At 66.1% G+C, this 16,672-nt stretch carries 19 protein-coding genes; 17 read left to right on the plus strand and 2 right to left on the minus strand.

Translation table 11 applies throughout. The annotated features are described in order from the left end of the window. Window positions 1-78 precede the first annotated feature (78 nt). A complete protein-coding gene (locus GRI62_RS08770; protein ID WP_131452948.1) occupies window positions 79-3,012 on the minus strand; it encodes a M16 family metallopeptidase in 2,934 nt (977 codons plus the stop codon). A 129-nt stretch (window positions 3,013-3,141) separates the two neighbouring features. Here GRI62_RS08770 and GRI62_RS08775 point away from each other — a divergent pair, with 129 nt between their 5' ends. The 13 genes from GRI62_RS08775 to GRI62_RS08835 all read left to right on the plus strand — a co-directional run bounded on the left by GRI62_RS08775 (window position 3,142) and on the right by GRI62_RS08835 (window position 13,423). Continuing rightward, on the plus strand, window positions 3,142-3,720 hold the full coding sequence (locus GRI62_RS08775; protein ID WP_131452949.1) for a NifU family protein: 579 nt from the start codon (window positions 3,142-3,144) through the stop codon (window positions 3,718-3,720). Next, window positions 3,717-4,310: a malonic semialdehyde reductase gene (locus GRI62_RS08780; protein ID WP_131452950.1), complete on the plus strand. Its 594-nt coding sequence runs from the start codon at window positions 3,717-3,719 to the stop codon at window positions 4,308-4,310. The genes GRI62_RS08775 and GRI62_RS08780 overlap by 4 nt, the downstream gene beginning before the upstream one ends. Window positions 4,311-4,333: 23 nt before the next feature. Next, window positions 4,334-4,969: a tRNA (adenosine(37)-N6)-threonylcarbamoyltransferase complex dimerization subunit type 1 TsaB gene (gene tsaB / locus GRI62_RS08785; protein ID WP_199799917.1), complete on the plus strand. Its 636-nt coding sequence runs from the start codon at window positions 4,334-4,336 to the stop codon at window positions 4,967-4,969. Continuing rightward, window positions 4,966-5,394 (plus strand): ribosomal protein S18-alanine N-acetyltransferase, encoded by a 429-nt coding sequence (rimI, locus tag GRI62_RS08790; protein ID WP_131452952.1) that lies wholly within the window; start codon window positions 4,966-4,968, stop codon window positions 5,392-5,394. Before tsaB ends, rimI begins: the two co-directional genes overlap by 4 nt. A 159-nt stretch (window positions 5,395-5,553) precedes the next feature. Then, window positions 5,554-6,033: a Ros/MucR family transcriptional regulator gene (locus GRI62_RS08795; protein WP_131452953.1), complete on the plus strand. Its 480-nt coding sequence runs from the start codon at window positions 5,554-5,556 to the stop codon at window positions 6,031-6,033. Window positions 6,034-6,127: 94 nt separating this feature from the next. Next, the gene (locus GRI62_RS08800) at window positions 6,128-6,559 is read left to right on the plus strand and encodes a Fur family transcriptional regulator (RefSeq protein ID WP_131452954.1); all 432 of its coding nucleotides are present in this window, start codon (window positions 6,128-6,130) and stop codon (window positions 6,557-6,559) included. A gap of 4 nt (window positions 6,560-6,563) precedes the next feature. After that, window positions 6,564-7,346 (plus strand): lysophospholipid acyltransferase family protein, encoded by a 783-nt coding sequence (locus GRI62_RS08805; RefSeq protein ID WP_131452955.1) that lies wholly within the window; start codon window positions 6,564-6,566, stop codon window positions 7,344-7,346. Window positions 7,347-7,358: 12 nt separating this feature from the next. Continuing rightward, window positions 7,359-8,708: a tRNA (N6-isopentenyl adenosine(37)-C2)-methylthiotransferase MiaB gene (gene miaB, locus GRI62_RS08810; RefSeq protein ID WP_131452956.1), complete on the plus strand. Its 1,350-nt coding sequence runs from the start codon at window positions 7,359-7,361 to the stop codon at window positions 8,706-8,708. A gap of 215 nt (window positions 8,709-8,923) precedes the next feature. Further along, on the plus strand, window positions 8,924-9,967 hold the full coding sequence (locus tag GRI62_RS08815; protein WP_131452957.1) for a PhoH family protein: 1,044 nt from the start codon (window positions 8,924-8,926) through the stop codon (window positions 9,965-9,967). Window positions 9,968-9,970: 3 nt separating this feature from the next. Further along, on the plus strand, window positions 9,971-10,462 hold the full coding sequence (gene ybeY / locus GRI62_RS08820; RefSeq protein ID WP_131452958.1) for an rRNA maturation RNase YbeY: 492 nt from the start codon (window positions 9,971-9,973) through the stop codon (window positions 10,460-10,462). 17 nt (window positions 10,463-10,479) lie between these two features. Next, window positions 10,480-11,442: a hemolysin family protein gene (locus tag GRI62_RS08825; RefSeq protein ID WP_131452959.1), complete on the plus strand. Its 963-nt coding sequence runs from the start codon at window positions 10,480-10,482 to the stop codon at window positions 11,440-11,442. A gap of 68 nt (window positions 11,443-11,510) precedes the next feature. Beyond that, complete coding sequence (locus GRI62_RS08830) at window positions 11,511-12,389, plus strand: LysR family transcriptional regulator (RefSeq protein ID WP_131452960.1); 879 nt, start codon at window positions 11,511-11,513, stop codon at window positions 12,387-12,389. A gap of 56 nt (window positions 12,390-12,445) precedes the next feature. Then, window positions 12,446-13,423, plus strand: coding sequence for a nuclear transport factor 2 family protein (locus tag GRI62_RS08835; RefSeq protein ID WP_131452961.1), 978 nt, complete (start codon window positions 12,446-12,448; stop codon window positions 13,421-13,423). A 9-nt stretch (window positions 13,424-13,432) separates the two neighbouring features. Here GRI62_RS08835 and GRI62_RS08840 read toward each other — a convergent pair whose 3' ends face one another. Further along, window positions 13,433-13,903 (minus strand): peptidylprolyl isomerase, encoded by a 471-nt coding sequence (locus tag GRI62_RS08840; protein ID WP_131452962.1) that lies wholly within the window; start codon window positions 13,901-13,903, stop codon window positions 13,433-13,435. 113 nt (window positions 13,904-14,016) lie between these two features. On the opposite strand from GRI62_RS08840, the gene mgtE reads away from it, so the two are divergent. From mgtE to GRI62_RS08860, 4 genes are all read left to right on the plus strand, one after another. Next, the gene (gene mgtE / locus GRI62_RS08845) at window positions 14,017-15,447 is read left to right on the plus strand and encodes a magnesium transporter (RefSeq protein ID WP_131452963.1); all 1,431 of its coding nucleotides are present in this window, start codon (window positions 14,017-14,019) and stop codon (window positions 15,445-15,447) included. A gap of 54 nt (window positions 15,448-15,501) precedes the next feature. Further along, the gene (locus GRI62_RS08850; RefSeq protein ID WP_131452964.1) at window positions 15,502-15,891 is read left to right on the plus strand and encodes a DUF1489 family protein; all 390 of its coding nucleotides are present in this window, start codon (window positions 15,502-15,504) and stop codon (window positions 15,889-15,891) included. A 68-nt stretch (window positions 15,892-15,959) separates the two neighbouring features. Then, window positions 15,960-16,337: a hypothetical protein gene (locus GRI62_RS08855; RefSeq protein WP_131452965.1), complete on the plus strand. Its 378-nt coding sequence runs from the start codon at window positions 15,960-15,962 to the stop codon at window positions 16,335-16,337. A 60-nt stretch (window positions 16,338-16,397) separates the two neighbouring features. Beyond that, window positions 16,398-16,643, plus strand: coding sequence for a hypothetical protein (locus tag GRI62_RS08860; RefSeq protein WP_131452966.1), 246 nt, complete (start codon window positions 16,398-16,400; stop codon window positions 16,641-16,643). Window positions 16,644-16,672 lie beyond the last annotated feature (29 nt).

The raw sequence follows: 16,672 nt of genomic DNA on the forward strand, positions 1-16,672 counted from the left end.
CGATGCGGGGAAGCCCCGTCCCTATAGAGCGGCCCAGCGCACCGCAAAGGTTACTTGCGATACCTTTGCGTCGGCGCCTTAGCGGCCAGCCGCCGCAGCGGCCGGCGCCGCAGTGGATGCCGCAGCGGGCACCACCTGCAAGCGCCAGCCCGGCCGCGCGGACAGGTATCTTTGGGCAAGCGCCTGCAGTTCAGCCGGGGTCGCCTCGTCCACATCGCGGAAGATCGACGGCAGGTAGACCAGGCGGTTGGTGTCGAAGGCGGCGCCCTGCAACTGGTTGAGCCAGAAGGTATGGCCGGTCTGCGCGCGCAGCAGGTATTGCCGCGCAGGTTCGATCACCCGCTCCAGCTCGTCCGCCGTCGGGCCGTTGGTGGCGAGGTCGCTGGCGATCTCCTCCGCTTCGTCGAAGAAGGCGGGAAGCAGCGACGGTTCGATCTGCACGAGGGCAAAGAGGTAGCCCCCATCCGGGCGGTCGAGCGGCCAGCTGGACGTCGCGAACGGCGTGTAGGCCGCGCCCGCCCGCTCGCGCAGGCCATCCAGCAACCGGTTCGAGAACACCTGCGCCAGCAGGTCGAGCTTGCGGCTCTGCACGATACCTTCCGAGCCGCCGCCCAGCGGCCAGGCGATCAGCGCCGCTGCCTGATCCGGGTCGCCGCTGTGCGTCAACGTGGTGGCATCGGGGCCGCCCGCCGGAAAACCGGCGTCAGGGGCTGCCACGGCCGTTACGGGGGTGCGGTCAGCCAGCGCGCCAAAGGTGCGGGATAGCGCATCGATCGTCGCCTGCCGGTCGATATCACCGAACACGTCGACCTCAACCGGGCCTTGCGCCAGCAGCCGTTCCCACACCGCGCGGAACTGCTCGGGCGTGGCGGCGCGCAGGGTGGCTGCATCGGCTGTGGCATAGCGCGGATCGCGGTCGTGCAGCAGCCATTCGAGATCGCGATTGAGCACGCCGTTGGGATCACGGCCATAGCTTTCGTAGGCAATCAGCGCCGAAGCCCTTGCGCGTTCGAACGGCGCAGGATCCCAGCTGGGCATCGCCAGCTTGGCGGCGAAAAGGTAGAGCTGTTCCTCCAGGTCTTCCTGCCGGGTCAGGCCCTGGAAGGTAAAGGCACCTTCGCCGATATCGAAATCGAAGCCGACCTTCAGATCCGCTGCCAGCCGGTCGAGATCGTTCTGCCCCAGCGGGCCGATGCCCGAATTGACCAGCGCCAGTTCGCCCAGTTCGGCATAGACGCCTTCGTCCGCCGCAACGCCCGCCATGCCGTCGCCGAAACGGACGCGCACGGTCACGCGGCCAGGCTCGTTGTCGCGGCCCAGGATCAGGGCCCGCACGCCGTTGGCAAAGGTCAGGCGTTCGGCCCCGAGAACGCCCAGCGGCTGGACGGCGGTGGGTGCGGCAGGCTCGCCGATAGCGGGCAGATCGGCAAAGTTCACCGCCGCCGTATTGTCACGCGCGTCATCGCTGGCGACGACGGGGGCGGACAGCGCGGTGCGCAGTTCGGCCTCGGTCACTTCGCCGGGAGCGGGCACCATCATCACGCCGCGGATCACCTCGCCCTGGAACAGTTCGCGCGTGGCGTCCTGCACCTGTTCTGGGGTAAAGCGCGGTGCGATGGAGCGAAACACCTCGAGGAAGGTCTCGGGGCTGGCGACCGCCTCGCGGATATCGACGGCGTTGGTGATGTCGTCCGCCAGCAGCGATCCCGCCTGGATGCGCGACTGTTCGACGCTGTCGACGAAGGCCACGTCGAAGCTGGCCACCGCCTGGTCGATCTCGGCCTGCGAAGGCGGGCTGGCGAGCGCATCGGCGATCACCCCGCGCACGTCGACGAGCGCGGCTTCCCAATCCTCGGTCAGCGGCGCAAAGGTGACGAAGGTGCCATCCACGCTGCGGCTGATCTTGTCCCGCTGAACGCCGGCGAAAAGATACGATCCGCCAGCCCGCGCGCGGTTCTCCAGCCGCCGGTTCACCACCGCCGTGGCGACCGAGCCCAGCAGGTTCTGGCGGTTGTATTCGAGGTTGTCGACGACCTCCACCCAGGGGCGCATGATCGCGTAGGTCAGCCCGCGCGGTTGCCCGGGCTCGACGATGACGGTGAGCTCGCCAACCGGGTTCTCGCCATCGGCGCCGGCGGGAGCCTGGGGGTCACCAAAATCGGGCGCCGGGGTCAGCGGCCCTTCGCCGCGCCAGTCGGCAAAGTGGCGTTCCACCATGGCGGCGAGCACCTGCGGATCGGCATCGCCGACCAGCACCACCACGGCGTTTTCCGGGCGATACCAGCGACGATGGAACGCGCGCACGCTTTCCTGCGTCGCTGCCTCCAGTGCCTCTGCCGTGCCGATGGGGCTGCGTTCGGCAAGCCGCTGTCCGGCGAAGAACGTGGCGGTGGTCTGGTCGGCCACGCGCCGCTGGGCGCCCGCGCTCTCGCGCCGCTCGGCCAGCACGATCGGCAGATCGGCCGCAAGGTTGGCGCTCGACAGGGTAGGCGCGGCGACCATGCCGGCAAAGCGGCGCACGCTGTCGTCCATGGTGGTACGATTGGCGTTCGGCAGGTCGAGCTTGAAGGTGGTCGCCGTGGGACTGGTGGTGGCATTGGTGTCAAAGCCGAAGCTTGCCCCCAGCCGCTGGAAATGCGGGATCGCCTCCCCCGGGCCAAAGGTGCTGCTTTCACGGAATACCATGTGTTCCAGCAGGTGGGCATAGCCACGCTCGGCATCGTTCTCATGCAGCGACCCCGCATCGATGCGGACGCGCAAGGACATCTGGCACGGTGGCACGTCGTTCTGGCGCACGGCATAGCGCAGGCCAGTGGGCAATTCGCCGAACAGCCAGTTCTCGTCTTCCGGAATGTCCGTCCCGCGATAGATCCACGGATCGTCGGGACGGGCATACTGCGGCTGGTCCGCAGCGCTCGCCTGGACGAAGCAACTTTCCTGCGCGATGGCGGGCAGCGGCAGAAGGAGGACGAGGGGGAGAAAAGCGCCGGCAGCGCGCGCAATGAATGTCATGGTGTCTCAACTGTCGGGCCAGGAATGAAGGTCTGGTGAATGGTGCGCACGATTGCTTGTGGCAAGACGAGTTTCTCTTGACCCACCCCGCCCTTGCCCCGTCCCGCCGCCACCCCTACATCGCCACCCATGTTCATAGAGACCGAAACCACCCCCAATCCGGCCACGCTCAAGTTCCTGCCCGGACAGCAAGTAATGCAGGCCGGCACCCGCGATTTCGCCAGCCCGGAAGAGGCGGAGGCCAGCCCCCTGGCGCAGGCGCTGTTCGACACCGGAGAGGTAACGGGCGTTTTCTTCGGCGGCGATTTCATCTCCGTCACCGCCGCGCCGGGAGTCGCCTGGGCGGATCTCAAGCCGCAGGTGGTGGCCGTGCTGCTGGATCATTTCGTTTCGCAGGCACCGCTGTTCGCCGATACCGGCATGGGTAACGGCATCGCCGTGCCGCCCGAAGATGCCGACATCGGCAATGACGCGGGCACGGAGGACGTGGTCGCCCAGATCGAGGAACTGATCGAAACCAGGGTGCGGCCCGCGGTTGCCAACGACGGTGGCGACATCCGCTATCGCGGCTTTCGTGACGGTGTGGTCTACCTCGCCATGCAGGGCGCGTGTTCGGGTTGTCCAAGCTCGACCGCCACGTTGAAGCATGGCATCGAAGGCCTTCTCAAGCATTACGTCCCCGAAGTGAAGGAAGTGCGCGCAGCATGACGAATACCCTATCCGACGAAGCCCTCGACCTGCTGTTCCGCGAAGCGCGCAGCTACAACGGCTGGCTCGACAAGGACGTCAGCGACGAACAGATCCACGCAATCTACGAACTGCTGAAGATGGGGCCGACCTCTGCCAACCAGCAGCCGGGCCGCTTCGTGTGGTGCAAGTCGCAGGATTCCCGCGAACGGCTGGCCAGCCACGCCAGCGAGGGCAATCGTCAGAAGATCCTCGACGCGCCGGTGTGCGTCATCATCGGCTACGATCTCGATTTTCACGAGCAGCTTCCCTGGCTGTTCCCGCATACCGACGCCAAGAGCTGGTTCGCAGGCGATGCCGATGCGCGCAAGGAAAGCGCCTTCCGCAATTCGGTCCTGCAAGGCGCTTACCTGATGCTGGCGGCGCGCGCGCTGGGCCTCGATTGCGGGCCGATGTCGGGCTTCGATCAGGACGCGACGACGAAGGAATTCTTCGCCGACCAGCCGCGTTACCGGGCCGACTGGCTGTGCTCCATTGGCTATGGTGACCGCTCGACCATCTTCGATCGCAGCCCGCGACCGGAATTCGACACCTTCAATAAACTGCTCTGATCGCTAAGGGGCCTTCCCATGGGATGGCACGCGTGAAGACACTGGCAATTGATTGCGCGACGGAGGCCTGCTCGGTTGCGCTGTTCGATGGCAATGCCATGATCGCCGGCTTTTGCGAGCCGATGCGCCGTGGCCATGCGGAACGGCTGGTGCCGATGATCGCTGACTTGCCCGAGCGCGGGCGTGCAGACCGCGTGCTGGTCTCGCTGGGCCCGGGCAGTTTTACCGGCGTGCGCATCGGCCTTGCCGCCGCGCGCGCGCTGGGCCTTGCCTGGGGGGCCGAGGTTCTGGGCTATCCCACCCTGGCACTGGTGGCGGCCATGGCACAGGGGGATCGCCCCGGCGAAGCGGTGACGGTGGTAATGGAGGGCGGCCACGGCCAGTGGTTCATGCAGAACTTCGACGCCACCGGGATTGCCACCGACCAGGTCCAGTCGCTCCTGCCCGAAGATGCGGACCGCGCGGCGCAGCATCGGTTGGTCGCGGGCAACCGGGCGCCCGCGCTGGCAGCGCTGCCCGGCGGTGCCGCGCGCGAGGCGCTGCCCGTGTCCCCCGATGCGCGCCAGGCGCTGATGCTGGCCCCTGTCCACTGGCGCAGCGATCTCGCCCCGCTCTACGGTCGCGGCCCCGATGCGCGACTGCCGGCGGCAAAGCCATGACCGACGATCTCGACGCGATCATGGTGGTGATGGAGGCCGCCTTCGACCCGGCCTACGCCGAGGCCTGGACCCGGCGGCAGATCGCGGATTCGCTGGTCTTTCCCAGTTCGCATTACATCCTTGCCGACGAGGGTGCCGGTTTCGTCCTGTCGCGAAGCGCGGCAGACGAGGAGGAACTGCTTCTGATCGCCGTCCACCCCGCCGCGCGCGGATGCGGCGTTGGCGCAGCCCTGATGCAGCAGTTCCTCGATGAGGCCCGTGATCGCGGAGCGCGGCGGGCTTTCCTGGAAATGCGCGCCGGAAACCCCGCCGAACGGCTCTATCGGCGCCACGGCTTCGAACAGATCGGTCTGCGCCGCAATTATTATCAACGGGCGCAGCAGGGTCCGATTGATGCAATTACTTTTGCAAAAACCTTGGCTTGATTACTTGCCGCGAAAAATAATGGGGTGCCCTTTGCCAAAGGGTCTGCCCTTAATCTCAGCGATTGCCTTGAATTGCGACCGTTTCGGATGTTAAGGCTCAATACCCCCCCCTGCACGGCAAACAGTCGGCAAATTAACCAAGGTCGCAAAAGGAAGAAGATGGAGCACACCGAAACCGGCATCAACGAGATGCTGATCACGCTGACGGCGGACATTGTCACGGCGCATGTCGCCAACAACAATGTCGATTCCGATGCCCTGCCCGCGCTGATCCACAACGTCTATGGCGCGCTTGATGCACTTGGCAACCAGGCGCCCGTCGAAGAGGAACGCCCCGAACCGGCCGTATCCGTCCGCGCGTCGGTCAAGAAGGATCACATCGTCTGCCTGGAAGACGGCAAGAAGATGAAGATGCTCAAGCGTCACCTGATGACCGATCACGGCATGACGCCTGACGAATACCGCGCACGCTGGAGCCTGCCGTCGGATTATCCGATGGTCGCCCCCGACTATGCCGACAAGCGCCGCGATCTTGCCAAGAAGATCGGCCTTGGCCGCAAGCCCGGCGAAAAGGTGGCGAGGAAGGCTGCTGCCCCTGTTGCCAAGAAGCCGGTCGGTCGTCCCAAGAAGGAGGCGTAACGCCCCTGCACAGGACTTCGCGCAGGCGAACTTGAGTGAAACGCCCGGGGACCCTATGTCTGCCGGGCGTTTTCATTTTTGGGCGGATCCGATCTTGCAGCAGACCATCGACCTCGAAGCACTCTGCGCCGAACGCGGATTGCGCATCACCGACCAGCGCCGGGTCATCGCGAAGGTCCTTTCGGAAAGCAGCGATCACCCCGACGTGGAAAAGGTGCACGAGCGCGCATCGGCGATTGATCCCAAGATCTCCATCGCGACCGTCTATCGCACGGTGCGCCTGTTCGAGGAGGCGGGCATCCTCGACCGCCACGATTTCGGTGATGGTCGCGCCCGCTACGAGGCCGCACCCGAGGCGCACCACGATCACCTGATCGACGTCGAGACGGGCAAGGTCGTGGAATTCGTCGATCCGGAACTGGAGGCGCTGCAAAAGGTCATTGCCGAGCGGCTGGGCTACCGGCTGGTCGATCACCGGATGGAGCTTTACGCGGTTCGACTCGATCGCGAGGAAAAGAAACCTTGAGGTCATGCCGCTGACCCCCGCGCGGGCCGCCCAGGGGAAAGCGCCCGCGCTCACCCCGTCCCAGACGCTGCGCTTCTATGCCCGCGCGGCGGCGATCGCGTTGTTTGCCGCCGTGGTGGTGCCGACGCACGTTGTGCTCAAGCTGCTGGGCCTGCGCGATCTCGTCCCGCCATTCTTTCTTCACGGCGTCGGTCGCATCGCCGGGCTGCGGCTGCATACCACGGGGATGCCGGCCAGGGGCGCGCTGCTGGTGGGCAATCACCAGAGCTGGCTCGACATCCTCGGTCTTGCCGGGGCGGCACGGGCACGGTTCGTCGCCCACGCCGGCCTTGCCGGGCACGGCGGCCTCAAATGGCTGTGCGATCAGAACCGCACGTTGTTCATCACCCGCGACGTGCGCGGGTCGATCGGCGAACAGGTGGCGCAGGTGCGCGAGGCGCTTGGCGGGCGGCCGCTGGTGATCTTTCCCGAAGGCACCACGGATGACGGGCGTGCCTTGCTGCCATTTCGCTCCTCGCTGCTCTCGGCGGTGGAGCCGCTGGCCGGCGAGCTGCCGATCCAGCCCTTCGCGCTTGCCTATGCCGACGCCCACGACGTGTCGTGGTGGGGGGACGAACCGGGGATGCAGAACGTGAAGCGCATTCTCGCTCGCCAAGGCCGGCTCGACCTGACTGTGCATTTCCTGCCGGTGCTGGCGGATCAGGCGCTGCGCAATCGCAAGACCATGACCGCCGCCGCCCAGGGTGCGGTCGCCGCCAAGCTGGATTTGCCTGTCCAAAACGCCTAGGGCGCGCGCTCCATGACAGATATTGCCCCCCCGAAGACCTACAGGGTCAAGAGCTTCGGCTGCCAGATGAACGTCTACGACGGCGAACGCATGGGCGAACTGCTCGAAGCGCAAGGCATTGCCTTGGCGCCCGAAGGCGAAGAGGCCGACCTCGTCGTCCTCAACACCTGCCACATCCGCGAAAAGGCGACCGAAAAGGTCTATTCCGACATCGGCCGGCTGGTGAAGGCCGGGCGCCAGTCGGGGCGCCAGCCGATGATCGCCGTCGCCGGCTGCGTGGCACAGGCGGAGGGCGAGGAGATCATGGCGCGCAGTCCGGCGGTGGGCATGGTGGTGGGCCCGCAGGCCTTTCACCGCCTGCCCGACATGGTGGCTCGCGCCGCCCGGGGCGAACGCAGCACCGACACGGACATGCCGGAAAACAACGCCAAGTTCGCCGCGCTCCCCGCCCGTCGCAAGGTCAATCCCACGGCGTTTCTGACGGTGCAGGAAGGGTGCGACAAGTTCTGCACCTATTGCGTGGTGCCCTATACCCGCGGCGCGGAAATATCGCGGCCGTTCAACGACCTGGTGGCCGAAGCCCAGAGGCTGGTAGACGCCGGCGCGCGTGAGATCACCCTGCTCGGCCAGAACGTGAACGCATGGAGCGGCACGAATGCTGCAGGCCACGCGGCGGGCCTCGATGGCCTGATCAGGGCAATCGCCAGGCTGCCGGATTTGCAGCGCATCCGCTACACCACCAGCCACCCCAACGACATCACCGACGCGTTGATCGCTGCGCATGGCGAGGTGGACCAGCTAATGCCCTACCTCCACCTGCCGGTGCAAAGCGGCAGTGACCGCGTGCTGAAAGCAATGAACCGCAGCCACACGGCAGAAGGCTACCTGCGCCTGCTCGAGCGGTTCCGCGCGGTCCGGCCCGATATTGCGCTCAGCGGCGATTTCATCGTCGGCTTTCCCGGTGAGACCGAGGCCGAGTTCGCGGAGACGCTCGCGCTGGTGGATGCCGTTGGCTACGCCGCCGCCTTCAGCTTCAAGTACTCGCCCCGCCCCGGAACGCCTGCGGCCAGCATGGATGGCCAGGTTCCGCGAGAGGTGATGGAAGAGCGGCTCGCCCGTCTGCAATCGGCCCTGAACCGCGATCAGCTGGCTTTTAACCAGGCGAGCGTCGGCAGGACATGCGATGTTCTGGTGGAACGCCGCGGCAAGCTGCCTGGCCAGTGGCTCGGCAAGTCGCCCTGGCTGCAATCGGTGTTCTTTGAAGCCGATGAACCGCAAGGGGCGGCGATCGGCGACATGGTCCGCGTGGAACTGGCAGAGGCTGGCCCCAACTCCCTTCGCGCAGTTCGCATCGCGGCCTGACAAGAGAAGGGTCCGGCCCTTGCCCCTGCTGCAGCTCGCTTGTCGCAAGGCCGTCGATGATCCGCCGCGGAAGAGGCGATGCAATCGCAACGATACTCGCGCACACGGATCATCGATGATTTTGGCCGGGCAATTGTCCACCGCGCCGTAGCCGACGCTCGCTTGTCATCGGGGGCAGCGATAGCCATCTTTGCCTGACCAGAGAAAGGAATCGATTGGCCCGCAAGACACACCGCGCCGGCGCACCCGCCGCCCCCTTTGCCGATGACGTCGGCCCCTTCGCGGCCACCGGCCGCTCCCGCACGGAAATCGTCTTTGATGACGAAGCGCTGCTCGGCACGCTGTTCGGCCAGTTCGATGCGAACCTGGTGCAGATGGAAAACCGCCTCGGCGTGTTCATCGCCGCGCGGGGCAACCGCGTAATGATCGAAGGCCTGCCGGACGAAGTCGCCCGCGCACGCGACGTGCTGGTCAAGATGCACGAGAAGCTGCTGACCGGCGAGGAACTGGACGCCGGGGCCATCGACGCGCTGATCAACATGTCGGACGAGCCGCACCTCGACGGCATCATCACCGGCGACGCGAAGCTGCCGCCGATCATGATCCGCACCCGCAAGAAGACCATCTCTCCGCGCAGCGTGATGCAGGGCGAATACATGCGTCTGCTGGCCAAGGAGGACGTGATCTTCGCGCTCGGCCCGGCGGGCACGGGCAAGACCTATCTCGCCGTGGCGCAGGCCGTCAGCCAGCTCATCACCGGGAGCGTCCAGCGCCTGATCCTCAGCCGTCCGGCGGTCGAAGCGGGTGAGAAGCTGGGCTTCCTGCCCGGCGACATGAAGGACAAGGTCGATCCCTACCTGCGCCCGCTCTATGACGCGCTGTATGATACCATGCCGCCCGAACAGGTGGAACGCCGCCTTGCCAGCGGAGAGATCGAGATTGCCCCTATCGCGTTCATGCGCGGGCGGACGCTGGCCGATGCCTTCGTCATCCTCGACGAGGCGCAGAATACCACACGCGAGCAGATGAAGATGTTCCTCACCCGATTCGGCCAGAACAGCCGCATGGTGGTGTGCGGCGACCCGCGCCAGGTCGACATTCCCGGCGGCGACCGGATGAGCGGGCTGGCCGATGCCGTCGACCGGCTGGAAGGCGTCGATGGCATCGGCGTTACCCGCTTCACCGTGGCCGACGTGGTGCGCCATCCGATCGTTGGCCGCATCGTCGAGGCCTACGAAGGCGAGGACGCGAAGCCCTAGCCGGTGGAGATCGAGATCGACATCGAGGGCTGGCCGGACGGCGACTGGGCCGATCTGGCGCATCGTGCCGCCGCCGCCGCAGCAGAGGTCGCGCCCGAACTCGGCAATCCCCGCCTGCTCGCCAGCCTGCTGTTCACCACCGATGCGGAGCTTCAGGCGCTCAATCGTGACTGGCGCGGCAAGGACAAGCCGACCAACGTGCTCAGCTTTCCCATGCTCGAGCGCCCCGATCTCGTTCATCTGGCCCCGGACGGGCCGCCGGAAATGCTGGGTGATGCTGCCCTTGCACACGAGACCTGTGCCCGTGAAGCGGCTGCCAAGGCGATAGCACTGGAAGACCATGCCGCGCACCTGGTCGTCCATGGCCTGCTGCATCTGGCCGGTTACGATCACGAACTGTCCGATGCCGACGCCGACGCAATGGAGGCGCTGGAAGCAAAGGCGCTTGCACTCATGGGCATTGCCAACCCATATACCGCCATCGACGCAGCATAAGGACTAGCGACAGGGCGATGCCCGACACCGACAAAGCGGACGGATCCCTGGCGGGAGACGCGGACAGTAGCGACAGGGGCTCATCTTCGGGCGGCGGGTTGTGGAATGCGATTCGCGGCCTGTTCCCGGAAGAGCCCGACACCTCGCTGCGCGCGCAGCTCGAGGAAGCCATCGACGAACATCAGGGCGAGGCCGCGCGCAATGGCGATGAGCGGACAGGCGGAAACGACCTGTCGCCGGCCGAAGTTCTCATGCTCAAGAACCTGCTGCATTTCAGCGAGCACGACGCCGACGACGTGGCCATCCCGCGCGGCCAGATCGTGGCGCTCGATTCGTCGTGCAGCTGGGCCGAACTGGTCGCCACCTTTGCCGAGCACGGCCATTCGCGCATGCCCGTCTATCGGGACGAGCTCGACGAGGTGATCGGCATGATGCACATCAAGGATGTGTTCGCCATCATCGCCGGCGACGGTCCGCCGCCGGACGACTGGACGGTGCTGATGCGCCAGCCGCTCTACGTGCCGCAGGCGCGGGGCGCGCTGGACGTGCTGGCGGACATGCGCGCGAAGAAGACCCACCTCGCCATCGTGGTGGACGAGTTTTCCGGCACCGACGGCATCATCACCATCGAGGATTTGGTCGAGGAGATCGTCGGCGAGATCGAGGACGAGCACGACGACGACCCGGTCGAGCAACTGATCGAGGTCAGCGATGGCGTGTGGGACGCCGATGCCCGGGCCGAACTGGACGACGTGGCCGAAAAGGTCGGTGATCCCAAGCTCGCCGAGATCGCCGAACCGGTCGACACGCTGGGCGGCCTTGCCTTCGTGCTGGCCGAAGGCGTGCCGCAGCCGGGCACCGTGCTTGACCATCCGAGCGGCTGGAAGGTGGAGGTGCTCGAAGGGGACGAGACCCACGTCACCCGCCTGCGCCTGCACGCCCCCGAACCCGATCCGGTAGAAGGCAGCGACGACGGCTAGGCCAAAAAAGGTCCGGACGGGCGCGATTTGCGCTCGACACGGCCGCCCTTCCTCTCGACATTGCTGCCATGCGCCGCCTGCCACCTCTCCGGGCTCTCGAAGCCTTCATGCATACCGTGCGCCTGGGCTCGGCGCGATCGGCAGCGGCGGAATTGGGGCTCAGCCCGTCCGCCCTGTCGCGCCGGATCAGCAACCTGGAAGGCTTCACCGGGCGCAAGCTGTTCTCGCGCCAGGGGCAGACGATGAAGCTGACCGACGAGGGGCGGCATTTCTACAATGCCGTCGCGCCGCAGCTCGACGCGCTGACCGTGGCCGTCGAATCGCAGAGCGAGAACCTCCAGCTCCAGCGCCTCCGGCTCGGCGTGATGCCGCTGTTCGGCACCCAGCGGCTGTTCCCGCGCCTGGCCGAATTGCGCCGCAGCCATCCGCGCCTGCATCTGGACATCGATACCGGACCGCACCTGGTGGACCGCGTGGGCGGCACGCTCGACGCCGCGATCGCCCTGGTGATCGAGCCCGATCCCGCGTTCTACAGCGTGCGGCTGGATCACAACACGCTGCACGCCATCGCCAGCCGCGAACTGGTGGATGAACTGAGCGCAGAGCCGGTCGCGCGCGAACTGGCGAAGCAGACCTTCCTCGTCCACACCGACATGCCGCAGAGCCTGGAGGCGTGGAAGACCGCGCTCGGCATGGCGCGGATGCAGCCCGCTGCCATCGATCACTACGATTCCGGGCAGCTGATCCTTGAGGCGGCGGCGCAGGGCATCGGCATCGCGATCATGCACGACGATCACGTGCGCCGGAACAAGGATCCGCGGCTTGCCCCGCTTTACGATCAGACCGTGGCCAGCCCCTATTCCTACTGGTTCATCTGCCGCCCGGGGGATCTGGACGTGCGGCCGGTGCGCATCTTCCACGACTGGCTGGTGCAAGCGGGGCTCTAGCGCAGGCGCAGCGAATCGGGCACAACCGGGCAAAGTCAATGAGAGGGGACCTTGCCATGACGTTCGCCGCCACCCTGCTTGCCGCCGTTGCCGCTCTGGCCATGGCCTCGCCCGCCGCCGCGCAGATGCGCGCATTGAGCGACCCGGTGGTGCCGCACCCCGATCCCGAAAGCCTCTTCACCAGCGCCGATCCGGTCCTCGACCGCAACAAGCAAGCGGCTCTCCATATTCAGCGCAACCTGCTGAAATGCAACGAGTGGAGCCGCGCTGGCGAGTGGCTGACCGACGCTTACATTCAGCACAACCCCGTCGCGGCGTCCGGGCTGGAAGGCGTGATCCACTATTTCACGCAGGTCGCCCCGCGTGAACCGCTGTCGCCGTGCCCCTCGCTATCGGCGGAGGATCCGAACGGGGTGGTCGCGGTGATGGCGGAGGGCGACTACGTCACGATCCTGACCCGTCGCATCGTGCCCTATGCCGACGATCCGGCGCAAAGTTACACCACCACCTGGTTCGACACCTGGCGGTTCGTCGACGGCAAGGCGGACGAGCACTGGGACCCGGCAACACTGCCGCCCGCCCCCGCTGCGCAGGCCGCGGCCATGCCCGCCGATCCGCTGGCTGACCGTGCGGCGATAGAGGACCTGATGTGGCGTTACGTACGGGCGGCCGACACACTGGACGCCGATGCCTATGCCGCGGTCTTTACGCCCGATGGCGCCTTCAACGGCGTGCGCGGGCATGAGGCGTTGCGCGGCATGATCGCGTCGTTACAGGCAGGCAATGCGGGTGCCTTTGCCCGCGGCGAAATGCCCGGCGCCGGCATGTATCACATCATGGCGAACCAGCGGATCGCCTTCATCGATGCCGACCATGCGCGCGTGCATTATTACTGGCAAACGGTGTTCGGCGGCGGCGCGGGGGTCGAGCCGGTGCCGCGGGTGGCCGCCGTGGGCCGCGGGGTGGACGACGTCGTGCGGGTGGATGGCCAATGGCTCATCCACCAGCGCAACGTCGCCCCCAGCGAAGGGTAGGCGCGCAGCCTAGCCTTCGGAAACGGTCGCCTTGGCGATCTTGCCCGGCTCACGCGGCGGCTCACCCTTGGGCAATGCGTCTACGTGTTCCATGCCACTCTCGACCTGGCCCCACACGGTGTACTGCTTGTTGAGGAACGAGGCGTCGTCGAAGCAGATGAAAAACTGGCTGTTGGCGCTGTTCGGATCCTGCGTGCGGGCCATCGAGCAGGTGCCGCGCACGTGCGGTTCCGCGCTGAACTCTTGGCGAAGATCGGGCTTGTCGCTGCCGCTCATGCCGGTGCCGGTCGGGTCGCCGCCCTGGGCCATGAAGCCGGGGATCACCCGGTGGAACTTCACGCCGTCGTAGAAGCCCTCGTTCGCCAGCTCGGTGATGCGCGCGACATGGTTCGGCGCGAGGTCTGGGCGCAGCTTGATCACCACGTCGCCGCCTTTGCCGTCTCCGCAATCGAGGGTGAAGGTGAGCGTCTGGTCGGCCATTATCGTGTCTCCTTGGATAGGTGGCCGCCGATATAGGGTCTGCCTCTGCAAAGTCACGCGCCGCAGCCCGGCCGCGCTTGCTTTTGCGCCCCATCGGCATAGACGCGTGACCGATGGCCGAGACCGATCTCCTCCTTCGCCAAGGCGAACCCGTGCCCGAGGAGAGGATCCAGGGCGAAGGCGACCAGTTCGATGACGAGAACCGGCTGACGCCGGAATTCGTGCGCGCCGTGCGCGAAAGCCTGTCCGACGATAACGAGGACAGCACCTACGATCTGGTCGAACCGCTGCATCCCGCCGACATCGCCGACCTTTTCGAACTGCTGGAACGGCACGAGCGCGGCCTGCTGGCGAACGCTATCACCGATCTGATGAGCGGCGAGGTGATCGCCGAACTGAACGATTACGTGCGCGAGGACATGGTCGAGGCGCTGTCCGCCTCGGCGGTGGCTGGCATCGTCGAACAGCTGGACACCGATGATGCGGTGCAGCTGATCGAGGATCTCGACGACGCGGACCAGCGCGCCATCCTCGCCGAAGTCGAACCGGAAGAGCGCGCCGCCATCGAGAGCGCGCTCGCCTATCCGGAAGAGACCGCCGGCCGCCTGATGCAGCGCGAGCTGGTCGCCGTGCCCGAGCACATGACCGTCGGCGACCTCATCGACTACCTCCGCCGCGACGATGACCTGATCACCGAGTTCTGGGAAATCTTCGTCGTCGACCATCGCTTCCATCCGATCGGCTCGTGCCAGCTCAGCTGGATCCTGCGCACACCGCGGGACATCGCGATTACCGACGTGATGAAGCGCGACCAGACGCTGATCCCGGTCGACATGGACCAGGAAGAGGTCGCGCTGCGCTTCCAGAAATACGCCCTGATCTCCGCCGCCGTGGTGGACGAGAACGGGCGGCTGGTCGGCCAGTTGACGGTCGACGATATCGTCCACATCATCCAGGAGGAGGCGAGCGAGGACACGCTGCTGCTGTCCGGTGCAGGCGAAGGCGACATCAACGAACCGCTGCGCGAGGCCTACTCCGCGCGGGTGCGCTGGCTGATCGCCAACCTCGGCACGGCCGTGGTGGCAAGCGCCATCATCGCCTATTTCGGCAGTGCTATCGAGCAACTGGTCGCGCTTGCCATCCTCATGCCCATCGTCGCCAGCATCGGTGGCAATGCGGGCACGCAGACCATGGCCGTCACCGTGCGCGCCATCGCCATGAACCAGCTGACCCGGTCGAACACCGGGCGCATCCTGTGGCGCGAACTGCGCGTGGCGCTGATGAACGGGGCCACCATCGCGGTGCTGATCGGGATCGCAGTTTCCCTCCTGTTCACCCCACCCCTCGGCATGGTGATTGCCGCCGCCATGATCGTGAACATCATCGTGTCGGGCATGGCCGGCGTGCTGGTGCCGGTCGCATTCGAGCGGATGGACCAGGACCCGGCGGTCGCCTCCAGCGTTTTCGTGACCATGATTACCGATTCGATGGGTTTTTTCGCCTTCCTCGGCCTGGCGGTGGCGAGCGGCCTGGTAACCGCCTGAAACCTTGCCGTCGTCTTGAGGCACGCGGCTGCCTTCCTACATGAAGGGCCGTCCATGCCGCTCAACCTGACCAAGATCGCCTTTGGCGCCAAGAACTTCGCCGACATCGAGAACTGGTATGCCGACCGTGCCAGCTTCAGGGTCAACACCCGCTATCGCCCTACGCGCTGGGAAGAGACGATCGGCGGATCGCTGTTCTGGATCCACGAGCACAACCTCGTCGCCCGCAGCCGGATAACCGGATACGAGCAGCAGGACGACGGCCGCTGGTGGATCGTGATCGAGCCGCGCCTGATAAAAGTCCTTCCCCGCCCCAAGCGGGCCCACCAAGGCTGGCGCTATCTGAAGGGCGAGCCGCCGCGCGATCTGGAGGACGGCGAGGATCCGGGCGACGTCATCCCCGGCAAACTGGCAGGCAAGCTGTCGCGACTGGGCCTGATCTGACCTATACACCCGCGCGAAAGCCTTGGCCGCCTAGTGCCAGGAAGACATCTCAGCCGGAAGGACCACCAGTGAAGCTTCTCACCACCCTCGCAGCCTGTGCCGCCCTTGCCGTTTCGGCGCCCGTTGCCGCGCAGGATGCGCCAATCGCAGTCACCCCGCAGGTGCCCGCGCCGGCGGACCCTGCCAGCGTGACCGACGTGGAAATCGCCGGCTTCGTGGACATCGTGTTGCAGGGCCAGGCACTGGAGCAGCAGGGCGATCTCAGCGAGGACGAACTTGCCGGACAGATGATGGCCGTCATCGGCGCGTCGGAGCTCGGCATGGACCGGTTCATGGCGGTGGCGCAGGCTATCTCCGCCGATGAAGCGCTGCAGCAGCGGGTGCAGACCGAAGTGGTCGCCAGGCTGGACGTCGATGGTGCGGCGGCGGGGCAGTCGGCCGAATAAAGCGCACCGATCCGGAACGGCTGCACCCTCTTGTCCATTGATTGGCAAAGGAGACGTAACATGCCCGAACGGCAAGACCCCCATTCTGACAAGGAATTGATCGACAACCTGACCGACGTTTCGCCGTCGCAGCAGAGCCGCGCAGGCGGTGATGTTGCGAAGGACGTCGGCACGCGGGGCGAATTGAACCGCGCTACCGATCCCGACAATCGCGAACCCGTCGTAGGCAGCGACAATCCTGCCGACGATGAAATGAAGGGGCCCAAAACCCGCGCCGCGATCCAGTCGGAACGCAACGACTCGTAAATCCTGACGAACAGGCGGTCCCATCCGAT

It is taken from the genome of Aurantiacibacter arachoides (genome assembly GCF_009827335.1).
GTDB classification, from domain to species: domain Bacteria; phylum Pseudomonadota; class Alphaproteobacteria; order Sphingomonadales; family Sphingomonadaceae; genus Alteraurantiacibacter; species Alteraurantiacibacter arachoides.

What these genes read in the sequence shown, in the direction of transcription:
- GRI62_RS08770 (WP_131452948.1), bottom strand. Translation starts at nt 3,012, where the DNA reads ATGACATTCATTGCGCGCGCTGCCGGCGCTTTTCTCCCCCTCGTCCTC.
- GRI62_RS08805 (WP_131452955.1), top strand. Translation starts at nt 6,564, where the DNA reads ATGCCGCTGACCCCCGCGCGGGCCGCCCAGGGGAAAGCGCCCGCGCTC.
- GRI62_RS08775 (WP_131452949.1), top strand. Translation starts at nt 3,142, where the DNA reads ATGTTCATAGAGACCGAAACCACCCCCAATCCGGCCACGCTCAAGTTC.
- rimI (WP_131452952.1), top strand. Translation starts at nt 4,966, where the DNA reads ATGACCGACGATCTCGACGCGATCATGGTGGTGATGGAGGCCGCCTTC.
- GRI62_RS08795 (WP_131452953.1), top strand. Translation starts at nt 5,554, where the DNA reads ATGGAGCACACCGAAACCGGCATCAACGAGATGCTGATCACGCTGACG.
- GRI62_RS08840 (WP_131452962.1), bottom strand. Translation starts at nt 13,903, where the DNA reads ATGGCCGACCAGACGCTCACCTTCACCCTCGATTGCGGAGACGGCAAA.
- tsaB (WP_199799917.1), top strand. Translation starts at nt 4,334, where the DNA reads ATGGCACGCGTGAAGACACTGGCAATTGATTGCGCGACGGAGGCCTGC.
- GRI62_RS08860 (WP_131452966.1), top strand. Translation starts at nt 16,398, where the DNA reads ATGCCCGAACGGCAAGACCCCCATTCTGACAAGGAATTGATCGACAAC.
- GRI62_RS08835 (WP_131452961.1), top strand. Translation starts at nt 12,446, where the DNA reads ATGACGTTCGCCGCCACCCTGCTTGCCGCCGTTGCCGCTCTGGCCATG.
- miaB (WP_131452956.1), top strand. Translation starts at nt 7,359, where the DNA reads ATGACAGATATTGCCCCCCCGAAGACCTACAGGGTCAAGAGCTTCGGC.
- GRI62_RS08825 (WP_131452959.1), top strand. Translation starts at nt 10,480, where the DNA reads ATGCCCGACACCGACAAAGCGGACGGATCCCTGGCGGGAGACGCGGAC.
- GRI62_RS08780 (WP_131452950.1), top strand. Translation starts at nt 3,717, where the DNA reads ATGACGAATACCCTATCCGACGAAGCCCTCGACCTGCTGTTCCGCGAA.
- GRI62_RS08850 (WP_131452964.1), top strand. Translation starts at nt 15,502, where the DNA reads ATGCCGCTCAACCTGACCAAGATCGCCTTTGGCGCCAAGAACTTCGCC.
- GRI62_RS08830 (WP_131452960.1), top strand. Translation starts at nt 11,511, where the DNA reads ATGCGCCGCCTGCCACCTCTCCGGGCTCTCGAAGCCTTCATGCATACC.
- mgtE (WP_131452963.1), top strand. Translation starts at nt 14,017, where the DNA reads ATGGCCGAGACCGATCTCCTCCTTCGCCAAGGCGAACCCGTGCCCGAG.